We start from the raw sequence: 25,847 nt of genomic DNA, 5'->3' as shown, positions 1-25,847 counted from the left end.
GTTGATTTACCTTATTCATCTGGTTTTGTAACAAAAATCTGTCATAATACACAACTATGAAACAGTATTGGAGTAACACCTTGGAAAAGTTATTGCATAATAGCTATTTTAATTATTTTGTCCATCCCGACAAAATAGTGAATATTGTTTATGCTATCTCCCTATTTATTTTCGGTTATCTGATTGCCAAACGGGTGGGTATTATTGCTGAACGCGCCTTTTCCAAAAGATTTAGCCGCCATCAGATTATGCTCATCAGACGCTCGGTTTTTTATGCCATTTTTACCATTTTTGCAGTCACCAGCTTGCAACATCTTGGTTTTAAACTCAGTGTCTTGCTAGGCGCTGCCGGGGTTTTTACTGTCGCGATCAGTTTTGCCTCCCAAACCGCCGCCTCCAATTTAATCAGCGGTATTTTTCTGCTCTTTGAACATCCATTTAAGGTGGGTGATACCGTTGAAGTAAAGGGCATTACCGGAGTTGTTGATTCAATTGATTTATTATCTACCAAGTTGAAAACGCCTGATAATAAACTGGTACGCATTCCTAATGAGGCCATGATTAAATCAGAAATTACCAATTTAAGTTATTTCACTACCCGCCGCCTGGATATTATTGTGGCTGTTGCTTATGACTGCAATATTCCTCAGGTGAAATCCATGCTGCTGGACATCGCTGATCAATGCGAGCAAGTTTTAAAAGAACCTTTACCTGCGGTTACAATCAACAATTTTGCTAATTCAGCAGTAGAACTTAAATTCATGGTTTGGGTGAGCACCACGGAGTTGTCAGCAACGCGTAATGTATTGCAGGAAATGATTAAACATCAATTTGATAACGCAGGTATAGAAACGCCTGTTCCTCAATATATGGTTCAGAGAGTGTAAGAGCCACTTCGATCCCGTATTAGGCTTCCCTGATACTGGCTACGGGAGTGGCATCATGAGCTTCTTCTGTTTGAGTGGGCTCTGGTGTGCTACTAAACAAGGCAGGAAATGACTGCTCTTGTTCTTTAACGGTTGCTGGATTTGAATTTTTTTCTAACTCTTTATCCAATGATGAAATCTCTAATAATTCATGCATGTGTGCATTAGAATTTTGGTTTTGATGTCCATAGTCATACAACATTTCATTCCTTAACCCTTCTTTTCGGACAATCGCTTTATTTTCCTTGCGTCGATTTGTTTCCATTTCGACAAGTTTCTCGGCCACGAATTTCATAAAACCAAGTACTGCCAAACCAATACCTATTCCTATTACTGCTGGAATAACAAATTGAGGGGCTGCAACACCTCCAACTACCAGAACCAAAGCAAGCACAGAAATGACAAGACCTGCTGCAGATAAGGCTGCTGTACTACCAGACAAGGCGATTGTAGAACTGGCCATAAAGCTTTCTGCATTCAATTCTTCTGTTGATTTTGTTAAGTCCTCGATAGCACGCTCAGTAAGTATAAGTTCCTTTTCCATTTCCAGTATTTCATCCAGTATTTTTGCTTTTAGATTGTCATCTTTGGAGGATTCGGCTTCAACGAGTTTATCAGTCAATGCACTCATTTGTTCCTGACGAGTGGCGTAATGCTGTTTGAGTTTAAGTGCAGAGCTGTTGGGTTTATTGCCAGCCACTATATTTTTTTGTTTCAATATGCTGTTAATAAACTCTAATTCTTCGACGAATCGTTTTTTTTCTTCATCAGCTAGTTTGTTGGTGCTTATTTTATGTTCCAGTTCCAGAGCACGTAGTTCCAATTCATCATTGTATTTATCGTTCTCGGGCATGATGCGTTGTTCCAGCAAGCCATCCAATTCTTTTTTTAAATTGTACGCCTGGGAAATTTTATATTTTTCAAAAATACTTCCTATAAACCCCAGGCCATCTACTGCCGTTACAATCGAGGCCATAACGATACCGACAATTAATGCTGCAGATGAACCGACAGTCAGGGCGACAATGGATAAAGCGACCAGTACTAAAATAAGCAGAGCACTGATTGCCTTTTCGGATTTTGATTTTTCTGGATCAGTCAGGATGGCTATGGCTTTGGGAACAACGGAGGCCAATTGAATAAAGGCACCAAGAAGTGGAATCGCTTTAGCAGCCGACATGGCTGAGGAAATAATATTAAATGTATGATGGATGAAACCGGTGACGTTGGATAGCAGGTTACTTCCTTTATGGACTTCTTCGATAAAAGATTGATGATGCAAAGCCCTATTTTCAAGTTCTTTTTTAAGAAGTCCCATTTTGGGTGATAACTTCTGTGGGGTATGAGAATAGTTAGCCATAAAAATTCTACTATTATGATCCAGGTTCTATAGGGTTATTTTAGTACATTTTTGATTTTAGTTAAACAGTTTTGATGGTTTTATGTTCAAATAAATATCAATTAGTGCGTCTCATGACTCGAGGTGGGGTAGTCTATACCATTGGATGACGTATTGGTGATGCCACTGTCTGGTATTATTCTGGCTTGACCCAACCGTGATGGACTTTACATGTTTATTGTCGAGGAAGGTGTTGCGGCTATAGAGCAGGCCAAATTCTGCTGTATCTTCAATTAATGGGGATAATAAAAAACCTGATTCGGCCATTTGGGCAATAAGCCGATACTGTCTTGAGCTTCCATTATGCAGTTCAACCTTAATGTACAGGGGATCTGGTTTAAAAAGAAAGTTCGTTATCATACCCAGCAACGTTGGTTTAATGATGATTTTAACGAAAAGGGGAGCATGGGTAGCAGGTAGCCTCACTGCCATTAAGTTAAGCGCTACTCCACCGTCCCGCGGCTTGTCCGCGGTATCCAGAGATCTAAGTTCGGAGTGAGATTCCTGGATCCCGCGGACAAGCCGCGGGACGGCGGAACTCCTTAACTTAATGGCAGGGGCGGGTAGCCTGACTTCCTCACCAAACTGATGGGTGTCATTCTGCAATAAGGTCATCGTCTCTGACTGGTGTTGATTTGATTTTTTGTCTAAAACTAAAAAATCTCCTGCCAGCTGCACTGGTTGATAATAGTTCAACAATTCAGGCCAACTGATTCCATCATCAAGGGAAGGGATGCGCCCGTCAATGGCTTGCAGTTTAAAGATAATGTGATCGGGTTTGTTTTTGTGTAACAGGTAGTTTTTATTTTTTTCTGCCATGCCTGCTGTAAAGACGGAATAACTTTGAAAAATGGGGCGCGGAGCCCAGTTTAGATGGGCTGCAATTAAATAACTTTGCTCATAGGAATAAATATCTGTCGTTCCTTTTAAGGCTGGAAAGGAGGCCTGATTACCTAAATAATCCATGGTGAACTCATAGTTTTTTCTGGCCCAATTCCTGTCATCCAGGCGACTTTTAAATCCATGCCATGAAGAGGAATAAGTGGAAGTGAAATTATTCAGCAAAGAGATTTGGGTATGCTGCCCATCAATGTAGGTTGCTGTAAACAATGAGAGGATGATAACCGGGATAAGCAGCCGTGATTGGAAAAGGAAAGGTAAAATAAGCGCTGCGATTAAAATGGACGTCCCGGTAATAAATGAATGGCCAAAATGACGCGTGAATCCCGCTTTGAACGAGAGGAACAGAAACAGTGTAAAAAGAACCAATGTAAACCACTTAAATGCGGCCGGGGTTCTTTGTTGGCCAATATAAAAGAGAATTGCCGTTGCCGCGACTAAATAGGCGATTATCTCGGTGTGATTCCCCTCAAGTGCCATTGCTTCAGAAAAGCCTGAAGCTAAAGCAAGTGAGGTATAGATATAAGCAGGTAAATAAACAGGAGACTGTCCTGCTATAACCCAAAACAACAGCATGGACATTAAAGGAATAAGCAAACAGAGTGCGGCGAATTTTCTTTCTTTGAAGCTGAGGAACAATAAAGCGCATAATCCTGCAACTGCTGCACTTAAAATGAATAAAGAGCCTTTAATAAGAGCCAATAAACCGAATGGCGCCCACATCATTGTCATCAATAAAATGGATGGCTTAGGATTTATTCCTTCTCCTGAATTGAGTGCTTTGCAGCAATTCAGGCCTGCCAGCACAGGATAAGAAAAAAACAGGGAGTCTCTGGCATAGATCATTCCAAAGATAAGTACTGCAAAAGCAACTACCCATCGCCATTGCGCGTTTTTCATTAAAATAACGAGATTAAGCCAATAAGATAAAACCAAATAGAAACTGCCCCCCAGCATGAGCGCATCTGTGGCGGGATGGTACGCTTTGGTATAGACAGAGGAATAAGGGCCGAGAGTGAAAATAATGTCTTTACCAAAAGCGAGTCCTTGCGCTACCGCCTGATTTAGTCCCAGGGCCCATGACGAATCCAGTCCTGGCGCTGGCATTTTAGGGGCAAAAGGGACAAACACCGGAATCATCAGGATAAGGAGAGCAAATTTTAGTAAACAATCAATCAATGTAGTGATTGAGGGCAGCTCAACGGCGTTTAGAGGTGTTTTATAAGCAAGAGTTCCGTATCCTTGATTCATTATAATAACGCCTGAATCAGGGAACTTTCGGCCTTCACTACCATTAAATTAAGCACTACTCCACCCTCCCGCGAACAAGCCGCGGGACGGCGGAACTCCTTAACTCAATGGCAGTGCTTATGGTCTTATCAATCATTATTCTTAATTAGTATGTCCACAAGCCTCCAAGTCTACTTTATTCTTCATTTAACCCAAAGCGATTTGCGTTAAGCTAAAGAATAAAAGAACAGCGAATAGACCTCGAATAAAAGAAACAGACCAATAATTAAAAATATCAGTGCTGCAATTTTCATTTTGACTGGATCGTTTAAGAACGCATTCCCCATTCTTATCGCAGTGTCTGGACAGAATAATCGCACTATTCCGCCGATCAGTGTCAACCAGGCAATAAGAGTAATAATTACTGGCCAGGCCAAAACCCAGACATTGTGAACGGTGACCATCATTAACCCCAGAATCAGAGTGATAATGGCCAGAATGAAGAGTAAACCGCGCTGTTCCATAACCTCAGTCATCGCCGCTTTTGCCTGTTCGTATCTTAGCAACAAGTACAGGCTGGTAATGACAAGATACCATCCAATCACAATAGCTAAAAAGTTAGTAATCATGATATATCTCCTGTTAACTCTCCTACTTTAAGTATAGTTCTTTTCAATGGATGCAGAGTTGGCTACACTGCCCCTGAATCAATTTTGTCTTGGCTGTTTTTTGAATAGGGAATATTATGCGTGCATTGTTTTTAGCTGTTTTATTATTGGGATCGGCCTTAGTTCAGGCGCAACCCAAAACCACTCATCGTGTGGAGCAGTTTTCCAATAATAAAGTGACGGTGTGGAAAACCATTATTTATCCTGCCTCAGGACAAGTGCTTCCCATGCATAGACATGATCATGACAGAGTGCTGGTGGCTTTAAGTGATGGTTTATTGAAAATCACTAATGACAAAGGGGCTGTGCATTATTTGAAACTCGAAAAGAATAAGGCCTATTATCTGACCAAAGACCTGCCCAATGAATTGCATAATGACGAAAACATGAGCAAGCATGCGGTTAAAGTGATGGTGGTTGAGCTTAATTAGACATTTGTAGCCCGTATTAGCGAAGCGTAATACGGGAAATTGCCACTCCGATCCCGTATTACGGCTGGCGCCTAATACGGGCTACGATTCTGAGAACACAATCTGGGATTGACTGCGGCATCCCTCAGCTTGTCCGAGGGAACCATGGGTTCAGAGCAGAAACACAGTCCCTGCCAGTATAACTGTTCCGCTTCCTGACGGTCGCGGCTCGGTTTTCGTGTATTCGTATTGACTTCATCGTGCACCGGAAACCGAACCGCGACCGTCAGGAAGCGGAATTTTTGTTGTGGCACAGAGCATGATTTAGCGTGTAGCCCGGTCTGCTTGCAACCGGGCTACCGCTCTAACAACTCAATTTGTTCATTGAGATGGCTCAACTGGTTTTGCCAGTACACAGGCGTATTAAACCAGGGGAAACTTAGTGGAAATGCAGGATCCGCCCAGCGTTTCGCAAGCCACCCTGAATAATGCAACATCCTTAAGGTACGTAAGGCTTCGATTAAATGGCGTTCGCGTGGATTAAACTCATGAAACTCATGATAGCCCTGCAAAATTTTGGCTAACTGGGTGTCCATTTGTTCCTGATGACCTGAAAGCAGCATCCAGATGTCCTGTATTGCAGGTCCCATCAGACAATCATCCAAATCAACAATATGAGACCCTGATGCACTCCATAATACATTCCCGGCATGACAGTCACCATGCAGGCGAATCAGATCAACCTGACCCGTATTCAGAAAAACTTCTCTCACCCTTTCTATCGCAGTTTCCACCGTTTTGCAAAAATTGGGTTTTAAATAATCGGGAATGAAGTCATGTTCCAGCAAAAACTCATAAGGTTCCTGGCCATAGTTTTGGACATTCAGCTGGATGCGATGCTGGAAAGGCTGACTGGCGCTGACTCGATGCAAGCGTCCTATAAAGCGTCCCATCCATTCCAGTTGTTCGTTATTATCTAACTCCAATGGATGTCCCCCTCGTCTGGGGAAAAGCGCGAAGCGGTAGTTATCATACTGATGCAGAGTCTCATCATTGATAATCAGAGGCGCAATAACAGGAATTTCATGCTGCACTAATTCAAGGGAAAACTGGTGCTCTTCCAAAATAGCATCCGAACTCCAACGCTTTGGCCGGTAAAATTTGGCAATAACAGGTTCTGCACCTTCAATTCCTATTTGATAAACACGATTTTCATAACTATTAAGTGCGAGCAGGCTGCCTGTGCAAGGAAAACCTATGCTTTCAACGGCATCTAATATGAGGTCAGGGTCAAGTTGGGTAAAGGGTGTTTCATTTTCTTGATGCAAGGTAAATCCTTTGAGGTTCAGTTGGGAGACATTATACATGGTGTGCTGATACTTCTCCCCGAAATTTTATCAGGGAGAAGAGAATTGTTTAATTGGACGGGCCATTGCCGTTAGTATGATCTGCACCAATTCCAGTAGTATTCCCTGCATTGCCAATACCATCGCTGTTGCTTGTATTGTAATTCAGTGTTTTATCAGGGTTATGCTCATCTTTACCTGTATCATGATAGATGCCATACCCTTTATCATTAGCTGCAATTTGGGTAATGCCGGTTGCATAAGCAGAGCAAAACAGGCTAATGCCGATCAACATAAAGAATGTTTTTTTCATCATTGCCTCCTTTTCTAATGTGGTTTCGTAGTTTCCGTAGCCCGTATTAGCGAAGCGTAATACGGGATCAATATGCTTATGACCCGGGATATTCCCGTATTACGCTTCGCTAATACGGGCTACAGATCGGTATTTGTCCGAAAATAGAGCCAATAGCGCCTTTTAAACTAATTTTAGCACAATTATTCGGCAATAAAGCGGATTAAATGCCGTAAAAAGCTGATACAATAAGGGCAGGTATGGATTTGGTTTCCCTAACGGATTTTTAATCCCTAATTTAAGATGAGTAAGTTATGAGCGCAGGAAAAGATTTTGACAGTAGGCTATTTGCCAAAAAATATGTAAACGAAGGGCGACGACCAGTAAGTTCTAACGGTCAACATCAACCTTTACCAGTGATTAAAGAAGAGCCTGAAGAAAGAGAAGAGGATGTAACTCCGCAGGTTAAAACTACCAGATAATTTTTTAAACCATTGTTGGTTTCATGCTCTGCTGAGGTATTCTTGCCTGGCAGAGCCCTTAACTAACGTGGGTGGGGGATAACAAGTTATTGATTAGCCAACTACCTCGTCTCGAAGCAGGCACAAGGCAAAAAGCCTGTGCCAATGCTTCGAGACGGCGCAAAAAGCCGCGCCTCCTCAGCACGAACGGATTGTGCAAGTGCCCAAAAGGTTACGGTGTTATTCAGAACTGATGTGAACCCGAAATAAGGGTTTTATTAGTCCATCCCACTCACTGAACCGTTCGTGCTGAGGAGGGGTGGTAACCCCGTCTCGAAGCAGGCACAAGGCAAAAATTCTCTGCCAATGCTTCGAGACGGCGCAAAAAGCCGCGCCTCCTCAGCACGAACGGATTGTGCGAGTGCCCAAAAGGTTACGGTGTTATTCAGAACTGATGTGAACCCGAAATAAGGGTTTTATTAGTCCATCCCACTCACTGAACCGTTCGTGCTGAGGAGGGGTGGTAACCCCGTCTTGAAGCAGGCACAAGGCAAAAATTCTCTGCCAATGCTTCGAGACGGCACAAAAAGCCGTGCCTCCTCAGCACGAACGGATTGTGCGAGTGCCCAAAAGGTTACGGTGTTATTCAGAACTGATGTGAACCCGAAATAAGGGTTTTATTAGTCCATCCCACTCACTGAACCGTTCGTGCTGAGGAGGGGTGGTAACCCCGTCTCGAAGCAGGCACAAGGCAAAAATTCTCTGCCAATGCTTGGAGACGGCGCAAAAAGCCGTGCCTCCTCAGCACGAACGGATCGCGAAAAAAAAGTTACTTTCTTGTCCAGAACTATGGTCAACCAATTTTCTTCACATGGACTTTGCGTCCCTTAAGTTTACCCTGCTGCAAATAAGCATAGGCCTTATCGGCTACACCGCGATGAATGGCTACATAGGAATAAAGGGCGGTGATATTAATTTTGCCTATCTTATCCCCTGCCAGTCCCGCATCCTTGGTTAAGGCGCCCAATATATCGCCCGGACGGATTTTATCTTTCTTTCCAGCGGCAAGGCATAAAGTAACCATTTCAGGTACTAATTGGGTAACGGAAGCATGAATCAGTTCATTCCGGTTTCCCCAGGATAATTTTTGATTCATTGCCTCTTCTATGGCAATAATTCGTTGCGCATCAGCAGGAACGGTAATACTCAAAGCAAGGCCTTTATGTCCAGCTCGCCCGGTTCGTCCAATGCGATGAATATGAACGTCTGCATCAAAAGCCAGTTCGAAATTAATGACCGCAGGCAGCTCTTTAATATCCAGGCCACGAGCCGCGACATCAGTCGCTACCAGTATGGAGCAACTCTGATTGGCAAAGCGTAAGACAGCCAAATCACGGTCTACCTGTTCCATATCCCCATTTAAGGCAACTGCACTAAATCCTTCACGAATAAGCTCATAAGTGACATCAGCAGTTTGTTGTTTTGTGTTACAGAATATTAAAGCAGAGCCTGGTTTGTAATGAAGTAACAAAGATTTTAATAAAGGAAATTTATTGGCTGGTTTATCTACTTCATAAAATCTCTGTTCAATGTCCACTTCTTCATGAACCGTTTCAACAAGAATTTCTTTAGGATTCTTCATGAACTGCTTGGCCAGGTCTTTAATTTCTTCAGGATAGGTTGCTGAGAACAGCAGCGTTTGTCTTTGTCGGTTACACGAAGAAATAATGGTTTTTATGTCATCTAAAAATCCCATATCCAACATTCTGTCGGCCTCATCCAGAACTAAAGTACGCAGTTGTTCCAGATTGAGAGTGCCTTTCAGCAAATGCTTTAATACCCGCCCTGGGGTACCCACAATGATATGCGCCCCATGTCTTAATGAATCCAGCTGCGGTTTCATTGGAATGCCGCCTGACAAATTAATAACTTTCACATTAGGCATCATGCACGCCAGGCGTCGTAATGCCTGGCCAACCTGATCCGCCAGTTCACGTGTCGGGCACAGGATTAATCCCTGCGCTCCAAAAAAACTGATTTTCAAATTATTAAGCAGTGACAAACCGAAAGCGGCTGTTTTGCCGCTACCCGTTCTGGCCTGAGCAATCAGGTCTTCATTGTTAAGCAGCAAGGGAAGGCTTTGCATTTGCACCGGGGTCATCACTTCATAATGTAATGAGGCGAGACTTTTCAATAATTCCTCACGCAGAGGCAGGCTGCTAAAAGTGGTCTTTGCAATATCATTTAGAGCGGTGGTGTTACTTGTATTCATAAGAAATCGCATGTGTTTTGTAATTGATGTGTAGACTAACATTAATTAGTCTAATTTTAAATCAATTTTACAGCTTTAAGCCGCTAAAACATTGTGGTTTTTCTATAATGCCTTTGGCATTAAGCAGAATATTCGTCATACCGCAGTCATCTGTTCGCAAGAAAGGTATGCCTAATGAGTTCATGCTGTACAGCGTTTTAACATGGGGAAAATGAAAGCGATTATCAAACCCTAGAGAAGCTATGGCATAGCGTGGTGCGACCTCAAGCAAAAAGCGATAAGAGGATGAGGTTTTGCTGCCGTGATGAGGGACAATCAAAACGTCTGAAGCTAATTGATTGCCATAAGTTTTTATCAAATAATCTTCGGCTATTTGTTCAATATCGCCAGTCAGTAAAATTCGTCCTGCCTTATTTGTTATTTGTAAAATACAAGAGTTGTTATTTTTGTTTTTAAAGGGTGTTTTGATGGGTAAAAACTGAAAATGAACCCCATCCCAGCTCCAGGGCTCTGCTTGATGGCAGTTTAAGCCACGGTGATAATAGGCAGGATCATTGACCAGTAATTCCCCGACTGGCATTGCAGTTTCTACTGATTTTAAGCCGCCAAGATGATCTTTATCCGGGTGACTGATGACAATTTTATCCAGTTTCTTGACTCCTGAAACGGCGTAAAAGGGCAAAATCACCATTTTTCCCAAATCACTGCCTTGAAAAAACTGATCACCGGTATCATAGAGTAAAACATGTTTTTGAGTTTGAACGGTCACAGCCAGGCCTTGCCCCACATCCAAAACCTGTAACAGCACCTCCTGAGGTTTAAGCACGATCCGTGCGGGAAAGAGGGGGATAAGTACCCATAACATGGCCAGATATTTGAATGGTTTTATCGGTAATAAAACCCACAACAATAAAGCGCCCATCAGGGCAATTACGTAATCAATGGAATGAATGGCCCAGGTGATGTTGATGGCGGCGAGCTGTTCTGTCCAGATTAATCCTTTAAATAATAAGGCAATAAGCCAGACCAAGGGTTTCATCAAAAACGAAGCCCAGCTCCACGCGCTTACTGACATGGTGAGCAGAGATAAGGGAACAATGAGGAAGCCTACCAGCGGAATAGCGAATAAATTGGCAATGAAACCGTTAATTGAACCGTAGGAAAACCAATACAGCGTTAAAGGCATTAAACCGATTAAACAACTTAGCTGTAAGGCAAGATTGCCTTTATACCCTTTTAATCCCCAGCGTTGTTGGGTTAACAACAAACAGGCAACAGCCATAAAGGAAAAGTAAAATCCCTGCATAAATACCGCATGGGGTTCAAGGCAAAGGACCCCAAAAAGGGCATATCGCCATACCTGCCAGGGAGTAAATCGTTGTTTCCCCAGACAGTACAGGGTATAAAAAAAGCAGCCAATTAAAGCCCTTTGCACAGGGGGAGCGAACCCTGCCAGAAACGCGTAGAACAATGCGGCGAGCAAACCGCCGATACTGGCGACAGAAACGGCCGGAAAATACAGGCAACATCGGGTACTTTTTGACCAAAACCAGCGGATCAGCCAAAAGCACATGCCAGAGATTAAGGCTATATGTTCTCCTGAAATACCGAATAAGTGGGTGGTGCCAGTGCGACGGAACAAGTTCCAGTCTTCCGGGCTGATATGTGTGGTGATATTTAAGGTCAGGGCTTCTAAAATACCGAGAGTTTGTTTGTCAGGCGCCAGTCTGGCTAAAGTATTTCCCAATCGCTCACGCAGTTTCAGCCAATCCAGGGGTGGGTGAGTCTGGGCTATCAGACGATTGTTTTTGCCATGAATGTATCCTGTCCAGTGTATGTGCCGGGCGGTCAGGGAACTGACATAGTCATAACTTCCTGGATTTTGAAAATTTCTTGGCTTTTTTAATTTCACTGCCAATTGCCATTGCTGACCCGCTTGCACAGGAGGGGCGTGGTTATACCATGCTAACTGTATCAGCCCTTTGGCTGGCTGATTGTTAATCTGTTCCAAAGCAAAATGAAATTGGGTTTTATCTGAATTTTTAACTGGAATAGAGGCTATAGTACCCTGGATGAGTGCATGGGGTATTACCGGGTTATCAGGCATTCCCTGGGGAGCGACATATTCCTGATGAATCCAGGCAATGAGCATGCCGAGAAAAAACAGCAGGATGATGGGATATCGCGGGATGATAAAAAACAGCAACAGAGCAGCAAGAGGCAGGCGCAGATTAAAGGTATAGGCATAGAGTATGCCTGCTAAAAAGCAAAAAATTTCCATCAGAATTTCGGGTTGGAGCATCCATTGCGGCTAAATGTAATGGAAATACATTGATAAAGTAAAGTGATTTTTTATGAACGTGTAGCCCGTATTAGGCGTAGCCGTAATACGGGAATTAGTCCATTGCCACTCCGATCCCGTATTACGGCTACGCCTAATACGGGCTACGAAATCTGAGAACTTTGTGTATCAGTGCACGAAATAAAATACGTGCTAATAGAACTGTTCCGCTTCCTGACGGTCGCGGCTCGGTTTTCGTGCGTTTGTATTTACTTTATTGTGCACCAGAAAACCGAGCCGCGACTGTAAAGGAGCGGAATTTTTTGTTGAGGCACATCGCCTGTTATAGCATTGATGTATCAATCTACGTAAATAATACCTAATGCGGGTTCCAGCATTCGGTTTGTGATGTTGCTCCAGAGTCGGCTGCGGTTTTAACGTTAGCCTGGTTAACCGACATAGTAGCGCATTTTGTATCTTTGAGTTGTGCCCCGAGAGGTGTGGCCGTTAACGTATAAGTTGTTGCCGTCAGGTTAGAAATATTAATTGTATAAAAACCTTCTGGGGTGATCTGTGGAAAAGACGGGCGGGCTCCACATGCTGCTGAGTAAGAGAAATTCTGGGCATAGCATCGCTCCATAATCAGTTGATCCTGGCTTAATATGGCCTGAGCATCAGAGCGTCTTGCCTTCTGGATATATTCCATGTAAGACGGATAAGCAATGAGGCTCAGAATTCCTATAATGGCCAATGCAACCAGAATTTCAATAAAAGTAAAACCTTGATTCTGTTTATTCATTTTTATCCTTATTGTAATTGCCACCAACCGACTTTACGCGGGGTGTTGTTTGGATTAATAATCGATGTTTGCGTTCCATTCGATTGTGTAATCAAAATCACCATCTGGTTATTGCTGTTCGGCCCTAAAACTGTAGGGGAGTTCGCATAACTGTTCGATAAAGAAATACCCACTGGATAAGATCCATTGTATTGATCCCCACTGTCAAATGCACCATCGCCATTGAGGTCAATCTGAGCGCGCAGGAATGACCCCCCATTTAAATAATTGAGCTCTAAAAGCATGGAGCTGAATCCAACACCGCAAACAGAAAGCGGCGGGGTATTCAAGGTTGCAATAAAGGCGCCACTAATCAGTTCTGGTGTGGTGATAAGGCGTTGGCCAGCAACGGGCAGGTCAGCATACCAGCCTAATTTACTGTTCCAGTTTATTGAATTGGAGGTAACAGTAAGGATGGTATTAGTTAAACCAGAGGTTGCTGGCGCTATGAGACTTAAAGTCTGTTGTTGCAAATCTGTCCGTGTAATGGTGCTTGAGGTTAAGGGTTTATCCCATATACCATAAATAGTTTGGGTCTGGGTAGTGGACAGATCGTTGGCAATAAGCAATTGCCCTGTACCAAAGAGAATAAACAAACCTTGTCGGCGCGGATAATTAGGATTTAAGGTAACTATAGGGGGCGTTGTGATGGCCTGGCGATTGTTAGCTGAGTCTTTTGCCTGGAATAAGAGACGGGCAGACCAGTTAGCCGGGTTAGTATCCGATACATCCACTGCCCATAAATTACCTTGCAAATCACCGGCATACACCATAGTAATGGGTTGTCCTTGCAAGCCATCCCTTTGCGCCAGAGCTACTGAAGACAGCCCTTGGGACAGATTCACATCACAAGCGTCGGCAACGGCAGCGCAGAGATCAATTTTTCGAATTAAAGCACCTGTCTGAGGGTTTACTGCATAGAGTATAGAAGAGTTTGACGTACTATTGTAACCATTACCAAAGAAGACAGCAAAAGTCAGCGGATTACTTGAAGAAGTACCTATCTGACCAATTTGCGGTCTGCTATAACTTAATCCCATGTCCGTATCGGTGAATTCCCATAACACGGCATCGGCAGCAGATGATTCAGAAGCCAATAAGGCGGGATTAGTTATATCCAAGGCATAAATACTTTTCCCCCCGGAATTCAGACCACCAACCAGAATGGTGCGCCATGACGAATCGGCAAACTGAACATCGCCGCTTTGAGGTGAACCATTCACATAAAATTGGTGACTTTGGTTATAAAGAGGCTCTGCTAATTTATAGAGATTGGAAAATACACCATTCGGAATAAAGGAAAAAACTTCAACTCCTGTGGTGGCATTAAAACCATGTAACATTCCATCGTTGGCGCCCACATAAAGCATGGGTTGCCGATCAAGCTGTGCTTTGGCAAAAGTGGTATAACTTGATGTGAGATAAGGCGACAGGGCCGGCCCTACATAAATAACCTGACTGTCTACAATATCTCCCAGAATATGGGAGCGATCCCTGAAGGTACCTCCATTTCTTTTTTCCAAAGCGGTGCTGCCGCGCAGGTACTCTACCCTGCTTTGTCCGAGGAGATCTGAGGGTTGCAGGAGTCCTTTTTGCGCTGTGCTGAGATTATCCCAGCGAAATGCAATCCCGTCTGCAGTGGCCGGATTCCATGTTGTTACCACCCGTGCTGTTGACCAGCCTGAACCAGCTACCAGATTATCAAGGAGCCCCTGAGCTGACCAGCGTACCACACTGGTGGGTATACCCGTTTCCGGATTAAGTTCTATAGAGTCCAGATTTCCTGTCCAATCCTGGTAGGGCAAATCATTCGATATAAAATTGGCCTGATATTCGACGGTGTCGCCACTCAGGTGAGTCGAACTTACGGCTGCTGCTGATGTGGCATAAGAGCCATTTTGAATAGCAACCAAAATAGTATTGAGGCTGTCTGCCATAGCAGTAGCGCTGGTCGCTGGATAATAATTTCCGGTTCCCCCCGCCATAGCCATGGCGGTCAGGGTTTTAGCTGCCAAAGGGTTTACGCTAGGATCAACCCCGGCTCCCATACCGATAACATAAGTATAAATATCATTATCTTTCAATGCCTTTATTTTATTAATGGCATCAGTAACTGCCTGATTATTGGTGCTGTTCAATGAGCCGTCAGCATTAAAGGTTGCGGTAACGCCATAGCCTGTTGCGGAAGCACTACCCAGCGGCGGCCAGCGTTTGTTATTGAGATCAAGTGTTGGCAATCCATCAGAAATTAAAATGACGTATTTTTTTTGCGGACATCCACTGGTACCGCTGGTAGTTCCGAGGGTTGACATGTAATCATTGGCTTTGGCCATTAATCCGGCAATAGGGGATTGCACTGCGTTGGCTTTAATTTCAGTAGTGGATGGGTTGTTGGTTTCCGCTTTCAGATAAGGAGTAAAGGCATTAATCGCATTAGTCACGGATGTCGTTGTTGGGTTGATACCTGCAGTGGTCATGGGAACAATGATTTTACCTGTAGTTGCTGAAGCATCGTTCAAATAACGGAATCCGCGTGCGGCAAACATTACTTGCGTTGAAGAAGGAAGATATCCGGCATTTGACGGAGTTGCGGACAAACTGCCAATATTAGGCGTTGAAGAGTTATAAGTAACCGAGACGTTGGAGTTATTATAATTAGTTAAGGAATTGGTGGTTGGAAAATTGGGTCCGTTATAAATCATAAACACGCCTGGCAGGTTACTGGTCGTTGAGAGCGCACTGTTCACGTTATAATCATCACTGGTCGCACTGACCTGCATATATTGACTGGTATTTAATGTGGTGCTGCCAAAAGTGCCGGCAAGAGAGGTGCAATTGCTGTTCACTGTTGTGGAGGCTGAAGAGTAATTATAACAGGGGTTTTTCACATATTTTTTACCTGTTTCAGGGGTATTGGTGAACACAAAACCTCCTGTTGGGGACATGTGATAAACCCAGGTATCAAACGAGCTCACGCTCGCAGTACTGTAGGTGGCAAGAGCAAAATCTGTTGACTGGACGTATCGTTCAATAATGGCTTGTACCCCTGCTTTCGCCATATTTAAGCGGCTTGGCCCATTATCAACCAGGTTGCCGCTTTGAACTATTGTATAGGCGGCATGGCCAGTGCCATCAGCGGCTTGTACCGGTGGTGTAAAACCGGCAGGTACCAGGTATTTAGTTGGCGAACTGGAAGCAGAAAGAGAGCTAAGGCTTGATCCCAAAGAGCCTGAACCGGCCATGATTGCACCACTTAAATTACCATCCATAGATTGGGAGTTACCAATAGCAATCAAAACCTGCGGATGAATGGGATTGGCCATAATCAGTGGAATATTGGGGATGGTCATGGGAGTGACTGCATTAACAATAGTAAACACGGACACCGAGAAGAACAACAGCAAAATGGAAAAGCCCTGTAACAACAGGTTTCCTTTATTCTTGCGTTTTAATTTTCTGGATGGTTTCAATTTTAAAGTGTCCATAATATTCTCAACCTATTGTTGGATTTGCACAGTACTTTGGATCATTACGGAAGTGTTTCCATTTGCTCCGACTGACCGCGCAGTTGCTCGGTACACTCGTGTCGGTTTAGACATATTTTGCCCTGGTTGAACAACAGAAGGTAATTGTTCAACAATATAGCTTGCCTGAGTACCCGAGCTGCCCTGAAAACTGTTAATGACATCTGCAGTGCTGGACCAGTTTACTGTCTTCCATAATGGAGCGGCCGTCTGGTCGAATAAATATAAACCATTCGTGTTGCGAAGAAAGGTTTCTGCGGTATATGTTGAATTAATAATCCGATTGATTGCTTCATTCAGTGCACCTTCTGTTTTTTCAAAACTGATTTCCGTATCCGTTGCATTGGTAGATACTCGTGTTTGGGTTGTGTTGCTGGACACCTGGGTTAAAGCCATTACCGTGATCATGATGGTGAGAACAAGAGTGGTTAACAAAACATAACCTTGTTGCTTTCGTTGAGAAATGGAAGATAAAGTATTCATGATAAAGCATTCCTCAAATGAATAGTGATTTCAAATACATGGCGGAGACGGTTATCATCAGGTACGGTAACCTGAGTATCGAGAACTGTGTAAGCCCCTGTGTTTAAGGTGCCAGAACCCGGCTGGCCTGCAATTAAAAAGCCAAGACGAACCGCATAGACTTGCGACCAGTTAGTCACTGCATTGGCAGAAACATATCGTGTAATAGTTCCACTCGTTCCGATACCGTATTGTACTTTCATAATTTCAACGCCAGGGACCAGTTGTTCAATGTTCCAGGCACCATTTGTCAGGGTAGCCCGCATTAATGAACTTTGTCCCCCTTGTCCCTGTGCTACAAAAAAGGCAGTTTGTTGCATTCGGACAAATTGCGAACCCACCTGGAAGCTGACAGGAAAGCTACTGGAGGTATTTTGTAAAATTCCTCCTCCAGAATTATGGGTAATGGTCGTACCGGCCACGCCTGTAACCTGAAAAATGACGGTTTTCACACAATCGGATACACCGGCATATTGCCCGGACGCAATAGTGGCTCCGGTTATACTTTGCACGGTTAGTGCATTGCTTCCAGAATCAATGGTGGTAATCGCTAAAGGAGTGCTGCCTGGGGATGAGCCAAAAACTATAACCACATCACTGCCTGGTGCCACATTGCCGACCAGCGTTGTTTCCAGGGATGGAGTCCAGCTGGCCGCATTGGTACTGTTGGCAGGATTCTGGGTAAGGGTGTAACTTGTACCACTGCCATTATAACCCATAATCAGAGTTGGATTGGTGTTGAGTGTGCCCAGGGGCGCAGGTCCTCCCACATTTAAATTAGAGACCGCTGTCGATATACTCCCGCATCCGGTAAATCCTGCGGAGCGAATGATGGGGGAGATGAGGTTTGAAATGGCATTTTCACTGCTTTGGATTAGATCCTGAGAACTGGACGTTTTATAGAGTTTGCTTTGGGCAAGATATATCTGTAATACGGCATAGCTGATTATCAATCCGATGAGGGAGGCCACCATTAATTCAACCATTGAAAACCCTTTTTGATATTGGCCGTAATAGTTCATATCTGACTCTGTATGCTGAGTTGGACAAAGTTCGGGTTCGCAGTCGCTGCACTGCTTGCCCCTAAATGTTCTTGTGCGAGACTATCATCCCATTGTACTGTTACTGTAATGACCGTATTTCCTGCCACACCTGAAAGAGAGGACGTTATAGAGCCACTGCCATTTGGCAATTGCGCCACATCTTTGGTAAGCCAATGCCAGGTGTCATAGGCGGCCATCTGAGCCGAAGTGCATGCCGCGGCATTACATAAAACACCTGGTGTGGAAACAGAAGTAGGTAAACCATTGCTCCCTATATTGCTTACATTGTAGTTTCCACTAATGGCAGCAGCAGGATTGGCACGAATTCTATCGAAAATATCGTAAACAGCCTGTACGGCCTGGAGTTTGGCGTAACTGGAATTGTTCGCCTTACTCGATTGCATCAGCATACTCGCAATTCCTAACATGCCAATGGCTAATACCACTATAGCAATCAGGGATTCCAATAGGGTCATACCCTTGTGCTTGCTGAGAGTACTGTGTCTAGTCATCATAAATACAAGCCTCCATCAAGGGCATGTAATCGAGCCGTTATTCCAAACTGCCTGTCCTGGTATTGCACCTGATTGTACGTATCCGGTTGCCAGTACTGATACTGACCGGGCGGATGTTCCCCCTCGGTTATCACAGAGCGTAAAATTACTTTGGGTTGTGGCTAATCCTTGTGGGTCAAAAACAACGCTGGAAGCGCTTCCTGACAGAGTCGGATCAATACTGGAAGTTTGCTGTGTCTTAAGCAGGGTACCTGCTCCTGAAGCGGGTTGGGTGACTACTATCCATCCTGAGTTCCAGTTCGTTCCGCAGGTTGTTGAATTTAAAGCTCCCAGCGGGCAAACTTGCACATTCACTGCCTGGCTTAAGGCAGTACTGCGGGCGTAATTTAAGGAATTAATAAAAGCATCTGCATTAGCGGACATTCTGCTGTTTAATAACATTTCTCTAAAAGAGGGCATAGCGAGAGTCAAAAGGATAGCGCCTACGCAGAGAGTCACTAACAGTTCTATTAGTGTGAACGCAGCCATGAAACAATTCTTTTTAACCAGACTTACTGCTGGTGCAGGACATGGTCCTTTGGGTGTATTAAGAATAATAACTCCTTTTCCTCTCGTTTTTTTGATTTGAGAAGTTAACAAAGGAATACAGGCATCTTTTAGCCTGATTCTATGCACGCTTTCTAACGTCCTGTTCAAAGCCACATCCTGTGTTCGAATTTAATACACTACTTTTAAGTATAGTTGAAATTTGGCGAATCTTTGGGAAAATTTGCAAAATGAAGGAGGGGGAACTTTAGTTTCACTCAGGATCACATTAAAGCACGTAGCCTGGCCTGCTTGCAGCTGTCTGTTGATCACCTCTTAGTCTATGCTCTACATCAATGCTAAATCATGCTCTGTGCCGCAACAAAACTTCCGCTTCCTGACGGTCGCGGCTCGGTTTTCGTGCGTTCGTATCTACTTCATCGTGCATCGGAAACCGAGCCGCGACCGTCAGGAAGCGGAACAGTTATACTGGCAGGGACTGTGTTTCTGCCCTGGATCTTTCGGACAAGCCGAGGGATGTCGGAATCAATGCCAGATTGCGTTTCCTGGAGCATCAATTATTGGGAAGAGTTCCCCTGGGAGAATTTTTTGTTCCCGGGTTTCTTTTGGCTTTGATTTCCAAAAGGCTTTCGTTCTGTTCTTTTACTGGCAGGAGAAGAGGCCTTTTTCTTAAAGGGAACATGCCTTTTAGGCGGAGTAAGCGGGGCTGAGGCGGGTAGATTATGGTTGGGTTCGAAATCTTCTATCTCAACGCGGTCTAATTTGCGCTTAATGAGTTTTTCAATCGCATTTAATTGACCCACCTCATCGGCACTAACCAACGAAACCGCAAGACCAGATGCTCCCGCACGACCGGTTCGACCGATGCGGTGCACGTAATCTTCAGCAACCTGAGGCAAATCAAAATTGACAACACAAGGTAACTGATCGATGTCTATACCACGAGCAGCAATATCTGTTGCGACTAAAATATGCAATTCACCTGATTTAAACTCGGCCAGAGCCTTGGTTCGTTGCGATTGGGATTTATTGCCATGAATGGCTGCGGCATAAATCTGTTCATCAGCCAATTGCTTTACCAGTTTGTTGGCACCATGTTTGGTACGAGAAAAGACTAAGGTTTGGCCCCATTTGTTTTTATGAATTAAATGGCTGAGCAATGCTGCCTTACGGCTTTTATCAACGGGATGAACCGTTTGCTTAATGGCAACAACAGTAGTGTTGCGAGGAGCAACATCTATTTCCACTGGCTGGTTTAATATTCCTTTAACCAGTGTGCGAATTTCTTCGGAAAAAGTAGCTGAAAACATTAAATTCTGTCTGTTTCTCGGCAAGAGTTTAATGATTCGCCTGATGTCATGTATAAAACCCATATCGAGCATGCGATCGGCTTCATCTAAAACCAGAGTATCGACTTCATCCAGTTGTATGGCACGTTGTTGATGTAAGTCCAGCAAACGTCCCGGAGTTGCGACCAGGATTTCGACGCCACCACGTAGCTTCATCATTTGCGGATTTATTTTTACCCCACCAAAAACTACGGCAGAACGTAACGGTAAATGCCGTCCGTATTGGATAATGCTTTCATGGACTTGCGCTGCCAGCTCTCGGGTAGGCGTAACAATTAATACGCGTGCACGATTGTTTTTCATGCGTGGTTTATCGCTTATTTTTTGCAGGATAGGCAAAACGAAGCTGGCTGTCTTACCTGTGCCTGTTTGAGCTGAGGCAAGAACGTCACTACCTTTTAATACTGCCGGTATGGCTTGAGCCTGAATGGGAGAGGGTTCTGTATAACCTGATTCGCTAACAGCTCGAAGTATGGGCTCTATTAAACCCAAAGATGTAAAACTCATGTTGTTTCCTTAAAATTCTTGTTCTGGCGCGAAAAGGCTACAGAATCTACCCAATTCAATATGATTATTTTTGGAACAATTATACCATGGATTTGATTGGATAAGTGGATTAATAAAAATTAATTGTGATTTTGTAGTCTGTATTCGCGTATTGGTGTCAACTCTCAGAACCACGTCGTCCTGAGCGCGTCTTTTTGCGCGAAGGATCTCCTGGATATGGAACGGTGCCGGTATTTGGAGATCCTTCGCGCAAAAAGACGCGCTCAGGACGACGTGGTTCTGGGATAGGTCAGGGAAAGTCGTAAGGACTAATCCCAATCCACAAACGATTCGATACTATTATCATTATGCTCGGTTTTAGGCTCTGCTTCCTTTTTGGCAAGCTGCGTCTTTACAGGCATTTGCGGGCAATGAGCGGTTTCTTTAAAAGAACCCAGTGCCTCTTCAAGGCTGACAAAGGTATAGCCTTTTTCTTTATATAAATTAATGATATCAGGTAACACATAAGCATTGAGCAAATTGGCATGAATTAACAAAATTTGCGCCTGATCCGGGTTGTGATGGTATTGGGTGTGTTCTTCCGCTTTTACCGTCTGTTGCCAGATAAAATCGATATAAAAAGGTTTCATTTCATGAAGGTAGGCACGTCTGTCCAATTCTGGCACAGCGAGCAACCTTTGGTTAAATACAAAATCTTTAGAATCCACAGTGATAGGCGCTACCTGATAGTTGTGTTTGGCCAGGTAACACAGTACCTTGTTTTTCTTTTCTCCTGAGCTCATTGCCAGATAGGGATAACGGAAATACTTGGGCTCAGTCATTACAGGGGATAATAATTTATCGGCTTTTGCTATCTCGCGTATGTATTCTTTGGTCTCAAGCCTGTTCAGATTAGCGTGAGAAAAGGTATGGTTTCCGAGACCAAAACCCGCATCGCGGAATTTTTGCAGTATTTCCCAATTGTCAGAACGAACTTCACTGGCAATGATGAATCCGGTAGCCGGAATGTGCTGATCCTTCATGGTAGTCATCATCATATTGAGATGAAAATTCCTGTATTCTCCCACGAAAGGCAAATCATCAATAGTAATCGCTACTTTTTTTTGAGCTAACCCTTGGTGTGTTGCAACAAGTAAAAGCAGGAGAGAATATATAATATTTTTCGTAACCAGTTTGATTTTCATTAGAAAGTACGTATTTTAAAGTGAATGGGATTATCTATTGCCGCTATTGTAACAAAAATTAAGCGAAATGGCCTATCACAAGTGACATTTTAATGATAATTAATTTTAAGTCTTTTAAAGTGAAAACCTTGATTACGCTATCGCTGCATCAAGGCCACAGTTTTATATATTTTGGGTTGTAGCCTTGATGCAGTGAAACGTAATCAAGGTTTTCTGACGTGGAATACTGATTTGAAGTGATTTTCGATATTGATAAATCCCGCAGACAGGCTGCGGGAAGTAGGTAATGATGCTGTGATATTAAACTTTTGGTGCAGTGGAAGGTTCTAATTCGTTTGAATCTTCCAATTCCTCATCGTCATCTTCTTCAGCTTTAGATGGCTTTTTAGAAAACCAGTTGTAAGCTGATGAAAAATAGGAAGGGGTTGCCTCTTTAGGTTTGGCTGCTTCCAGTTCATTTTTGACATCAGTAACGCAACGTTGCAGTGCTTCAAGACGACAGGTCTTAATCATTTTTAGTGCCAGGTTCAGGAATGCAGTTAAATCCAGGCCTTCAATAGTGGAGAAAATATGTTCCGCTCTGAAGTTGGTTTTGACTCCTTCCTTGGTCACTACTCGCTCAATAGCCATGTGACGAATGTATTCATTCGCTGCTGCAACTAATGCCTCAATATTTTCTACAGATTCTGTTTTGGCTTTTAGCAAAGTAGTTAATTTATCATGAACTACAGAACCAGAAGACAGAAGACCTTTAGGTATATCATCTCTGGTCAGCGTGTCCATTTTGTACTCAACACGAATTTGCTCTCGTACCAGGTACATACAACCGGTTAAGATCGCAACTTTTTGAGCATCGTTAATACCCCAGTTTCTTGATTCGGTGAGAGACTGTGTCACAGTTTGCAAAAATTGCAATTGTACTGATCTTTGCGGACTTAGCGCTTTAACAGTCGCTTTGTTTTTGGTGGCACGTTCATCCTGAATTAAGTTTTCCAGTGATTTTTTCAAATCTTCCCATGAGCCTAGTGCATCTGTGAGCGCCTTTGGAGCCGATTTTGTTACGGTCATAGCATCTGGCCTGGATTTGCCTTCTTTATTCATCTCAGCTATGGACGCTTTTGTTGCAGCTTCTTCCAATTTATAAGCGGTGTTAGCCAAAACAGCTAATCTTTCGAATGGAATAACTTGCAGCGCGTGGCTCTTGCTCAATCCTTTACGTGAGTCGCTTTCAGTAAAAATACGCCTCATGAATGCATTGATTTCTCTGTAAAAATCAGTCAATTGAAGATTTGTAGGTGCATTTTCGGCACTTTTATTCATTACTTCATTAAGACTGCTGTTAAGCAAGCTGTTTTCCAGTTTTTCTTGTCTTGCAATGATGTTAATCCCTTCAGTATTAAGATTATTCTTAATATCTTTCTGGATAAGTAGCATCGCGCCATAGAAAATGGTTGATTTTTCATGGCTTTTTAACTCTTTTTGAGCTTCAAGTTGGGAGAGTACTGTGGTCAGAAAAAGAATTTCATCTCTTCTTCTGGGAGGAAGGTCTTCTACTTTGGGAAGATTTTCCAGACCTTTATCTAATTGTTCCCGTTTTAAGATTACTATAACTTTATCATTAAATTCTTTTTTTAATGTTCCGAAATCCTTTAAAGCAAACGTCATGTTTAGTTCTCCAAAAATTCAATACTATGAAGTGTAAGTAAACTTACAAAAGCCAGTGTAAACTAAAGTTAAGCTGTCGTCATGTATTTTCATTATACAAGCTGCATTTTTTAAAAAAACAAATAAATTCATGATGTTAATTTAAGGAGTTTGCACGTCGTCCTGAGGAGCTGGTGGACGAAGGATTGATCTCCCGAGATTGGGGAGATCGCTGCATCAAGGCTACGCCTATTTTAAATCAATCTTTTTATCCCGAACTCATTAATATTAAGTCTCTTTTAGCCGGTGATAATTGCAGTGCTTAGGCACAACGAGTAGTATATTGCCTCTATTGGTTGCGATATGTGAAAATAATGAGCATATTTAAATTTTATGGGCGAACTGGGTGATATATGGTTTTTCAATTTAAGATAAACAATGAGCACAACTGACGATAAAAACGCACGTTCACTCCGTGATACATGGTTAGTGCATGCCCTTTTTGTATTAATTTTTCTTCTCATCTGTCGAATTATTGCCAGCTATTTCATTCCATTGAATGATGCAACTGAAGCCCGGTATGGGGAAATAGCACGAAAGATGCTCGAAACCGGGAATTGGGTGACCTTACAACATGACTACGGTATCCCGTTTTGGGCAAAACCACCCTTGTCTACCTGGCTTTCTGCCTTATCCATGCAATTATTCGGGATTAATGAATTTGCCGTTCGCTTGCCTGGTTTGCTTTTATCTGTTGGTATCTTATGGCTGATTTGGGATTTGGCAAAAAAGCACAGCGACGTCAAAGTCGCTGCCGTTTCTGTATTGGTATTGGCCAGCAGCTTTTATTTCTTTCTTGATGCGGGCACGGTCATGACCGATCCCTCTTTGGTTTTTTGTACCACGCTGGCTCTCGTTGCCTTTTGGCATGCTGTAGTTGATGGACAAAAAATATGGTCTTATGTTTTTTTTATTGCTCTGGGTTTAGGATTGTTGGCGAAAGGACCTATAGCGATTGTTCTTGTTGGAATACCTTTGTTTTTTTGGGTTTTGCTACGTAAAAACTGGTTGCATTTATGGCAGAGATTGCCATGGGGTCAGGGGACTTTATTACTTTTAGCAATAGCGCTTCCCTGGTATGTACTTGCTGAAATACGCACGCCTGGGTTTTTAAACTATTTTATTGTAGGGGAGCATTTCCATCGTTTTCTTACCCCGGGATGGAGCGGCGATAAATACGGAGTTGGCCATAATACGATAAAAGGGATAATCTGGCTTTATGCTTTAGGGGGAGTCTTTCCCTGGAGTATCCTGGGTGGCTGTTGGTTGTTTCGCCATGGTCAACAATTATCCGCTTTATCCAAAGATGGAGAGGGTTGGGTGAGTTATTGGCTTTTATGCGCGGGGGCGCCGTTGTTATTTTTTACTTTTGCCAGTAATGTTATTTACCCCTACGTTTTTCCGTCTTTACCGGCATTCGCATTATTTTTTAGCGAAATATGGAATCGTTACAATCCCTGCCTGGAACATAGCAAATTGATTTTTCCTGTTTCCCTGTGTTGCGGCATCAGCTTTTTAGTTGCGACTACCCTTTTTGAGGTAAGGCCTGATTGGGTAGCCAAGACGCAAAAAGTAGTTGTGGCAACATGGATGAATCAACATGCCCATACAGAGAATAATTTGATTTATTGGGGATTGGGCGCTCCGTTTTCAGCGCAGTTTTACTCATCTGGAAAAGTCATGGCAACACAAAGTATTGATAAGTTATGTACCTTATTAGCGAATCATGCAGAAAATTATCTGGTTATTCAGGCGAGTGAAACAGGACAGATTCCTCAAGCATTATTTGCCAAATTTGATTTAGTGAAAACTATTGTGTACAAAAATGACAAGACCTTGTTATTACACAGTGCGAAGTTAATCTGTTGAAGACAAGTCTCTTCAATGAACTCATCTCAAGGTGTAGCCCGGTCTGCTTGCAGCCGGGATC

20 protein-coding genes are annotated in these 25,847 nt (G+C 43.3%); 4 read left to right on the top strand and 16 right to left on the bottom strand.

Annotated features, from left to right (window positions below; all coding sequences use genetic code 11):
• Positions 1 to 80 precede the first annotated feature (80 nt).
• Complete coding sequence (locus tag B094_RS0104075) at positions 81 to 887, top strand: mechanosensitive ion channel family protein (RefSeq protein WP_018576525.1); 807 nt, start codon at positions 81 to 83, stop codon at positions 885 to 887.
• Between the two features lie 19 nt (positions 888 to 906).
• On the opposite strand, the gene B094_RS0104070 is transcribed toward B094_RS0104075, so the two are convergent.
• From B094_RS0104070 to B094_RS0104060, 3 genes are all read right to left on the bottom strand, one after another.
• Positions 907 to 2,286: a T4SS effector SidA family protein gene (locus B094_RS0104070; RefSeq protein WP_018576524.1), complete on the bottom strand. Its 1,380-nt coding sequence runs from the start codon at positions 2,284 to 2,286 to the stop codon at positions 907 to 909.
• Positions 2,287 to 2,397: 111 nt separating this feature from the next.
• Positions 2,398 to 4,476, bottom strand: coding sequence for a hypothetical protein (locus B094_RS15685; protein WP_018576523.1), 2,079 nt, complete (start codon positions 4,474 to 4,476; stop codon positions 2,398 to 2,400).
• Between the two features lie 206 nt (positions 4,477 to 4,682).
• A complete protein-coding gene (locus tag B094_RS0104060; RefSeq protein ID WP_018576522.1) occupies positions 4,683 to 5,084 on the bottom strand; it encodes a hypothetical protein in 402 nt (133 codons plus the stop codon).
• A gap of 116 nt (positions 5,085 to 5,200) precedes the next feature.
• Here B094_RS0104060 and B094_RS0104055 point away from each other — a divergent pair, with 116 nt between their 5' ends.
• Complete coding sequence (locus B094_RS0104055; protein ID WP_018576521.1) at positions 5,201 to 5,554, top strand: cupin domain-containing protein; 354 nt, start codon at positions 5,201 to 5,203, stop codon at positions 5,552 to 5,554.
• A gap of 335 nt (positions 5,555 to 5,889) precedes the next feature.
• Here the strand turns inward: B094_RS0104055 and B094_RS0104050 are convergent, their stop codons facing one another.
• Positions 5,890 to 6,861, bottom strand: coding sequence for a serine/threonine protein kinase (locus B094_RS0104050; RefSeq protein ID WP_026253867.1), 972 nt, complete (start codon positions 6,859 to 6,861; stop codon positions 5,890 to 5,892).
• 88 nt (positions 6,862 to 6,949) lie between these two features.
• A complete protein-coding gene (locus tag B094_RS0104045) occupies positions 6,950 to 7,195 on the bottom strand; it encodes a hypothetical protein (protein ID WP_155823582.1) in 246 nt (81 codons plus the stop codon).
• A 290-nt stretch (positions 7,196 to 7,485) separates the two neighbouring features.
• Here B094_RS0104045 and B094_RS17255 point away from each other — a divergent pair, with 290 nt between their 5' ends.
• Positions 7,486 to 7,653 (top strand): hypothetical protein, encoded by a 168-nt coding sequence (locus B094_RS17255; RefSeq protein WP_018576518.1) that lies wholly within the window; start codon positions 7,486 to 7,488, stop codon positions 7,651 to 7,653.
• A gap of 832 nt (positions 7,654 to 8,485) precedes the next feature.
• Here B094_RS17255 and dbpA read toward each other — a convergent pair.
• From dbpA to B094_RS0103985, 11 genes are all read right to left on the bottom strand, one after another.
• Positions 8,486 to 9,904: an ATP-dependent RNA helicase DbpA gene (gene dbpA / locus B094_RS0104035; protein WP_018576517.1), complete on the bottom strand. Its 1,419-nt coding sequence runs from the start codon at positions 9,902 to 9,904 to the stop codon at positions 8,486 to 8,488.
• A gap of 67 nt (positions 9,905 to 9,971) precedes the next feature.
• Complete coding sequence (locus tag B094_RS0104030; protein ID WP_018576516.1) at positions 9,972 to 12,185, bottom strand: DNA internalization-related competence protein ComEC/Rec2; 2,214 nt, start codon at positions 12,183 to 12,185, stop codon at positions 9,972 to 9,974.
• A 379-nt stretch (positions 12,186 to 12,564) separates the two neighbouring features.
• Complete coding sequence (locus tag B094_RS0104025; RefSeq protein ID WP_018576515.1) at positions 12,565 to 12,984, bottom strand: type IV pilin protein; 420 nt, start codon at positions 12,982 to 12,984, stop codon at positions 12,565 to 12,567.
• A gap of 8 nt (positions 12,985 to 12,992) precedes the next feature.
• Positions 12,993 to 16,508, bottom strand: coding sequence for a pilus assembly protein (locus tag B094_RS0104020; protein WP_018576514.1), 3,516 nt, complete (start codon positions 16,506 to 16,508; stop codon positions 12,993 to 12,995).
• Between the two features lie 12 nt (positions 16,509 to 16,520).
• Positions 16,521 to 17,030, bottom strand: coding sequence for a pilus assembly PilX family protein (locus B094_RS0104015; protein ID WP_018576513.1), 510 nt, complete (start codon positions 17,028 to 17,030; stop codon positions 16,521 to 16,523).
• Positions 17,027 to 18,091 (bottom strand): PilW family protein, encoded by a 1,065-nt coding sequence (locus tag B094_RS0104010; RefSeq protein ID WP_018576512.1) that lies wholly within the window; start codon positions 18,089 to 18,091, stop codon positions 17,027 to 17,029. Before B094_RS0104010 ends, B094_RS0104015 begins: the two co-directional genes overlap by 4 nt.
• Entirely contained in the window at positions 18,088 to 18,627 is a 540-nt protein-coding gene (pilV, locus tag B094_RS0104005) for a type IV pilus modification protein PilV (RefSeq protein ID WP_018576511.1), read from the bottom strand. Before pilV ends, B094_RS0104010 begins: the two co-directional genes overlap by 4 nt.
• Before the next feature lie 15 nt (positions 18,628 to 18,642).
• Positions 18,643 to 19,329: a GspH/FimT family pseudopilin gene (locus B094_RS0104000; RefSeq protein ID WP_420324237.1), complete on the bottom strand. Its 687-nt coding sequence runs from the start codon at positions 19,327 to 19,329 to the stop codon at positions 18,643 to 18,645.
• 401 nt (positions 19,330 to 19,730) lie between these two features.
• Entirely contained in the window at positions 19,731 to 21,029 is a 1,299-nt protein-coding gene (locus B094_RS0103995; RefSeq protein WP_018576509.1) for a DEAD/DEAH box helicase, read from the bottom strand.
• A 308-nt stretch (positions 21,030 to 21,337) separates the two neighbouring features.
• Positions 21,338 to 22,213 carry a polysaccharide deacetylase family protein gene (locus B094_RS0103990; protein ID WP_018576508.1) on the bottom strand — a complete coding sequence of 292 codons (876 nt, stop codon included), beginning with the start codon at positions 22,211 to 22,213 and terminating at the stop codon, positions 21,338 to 21,340.
• Between the two features lie 300 nt (positions 22,214 to 22,513).
• Complete coding sequence (locus B094_RS0103985; protein ID WP_018576507.1) at positions 22,514 to 23,878, bottom strand: hypothetical protein; 1,365 nt, start codon at positions 23,876 to 23,878, stop codon at positions 22,514 to 22,516.
• 417 nt (positions 23,879 to 24,295) lie between these two features.
• Here B094_RS0103985 and B094_RS0103975 point away from each other — a divergent pair, with 417 nt between their 5' ends.
• The gene (locus B094_RS0103975; RefSeq protein WP_018576505.1) at positions 24,296 to 25,786 is read left to right on the top strand and encodes an ArnT family glycosyltransferase; all 1,491 of its coding nucleotides are present in this window, start codon (positions 24,296 to 24,298) and stop codon (positions 25,784 to 25,786) included.
• Positions 25,787 to 25,847 lie beyond the last annotated feature (61 nt).

This window comes from Legionella shakespearei DSM 23087, from assembly GCF_000373765.1.
GTDB lineage: Bacteria > Pseudomonadota > Gammaproteobacteria > Legionellales > Legionellaceae > Legionella > Legionella shakespearei.
The sequence above is the reverse complement of the archived record's forward strand: the minus strand, read 5'-3'. Positions and strand labels throughout refer to the sequence as shown.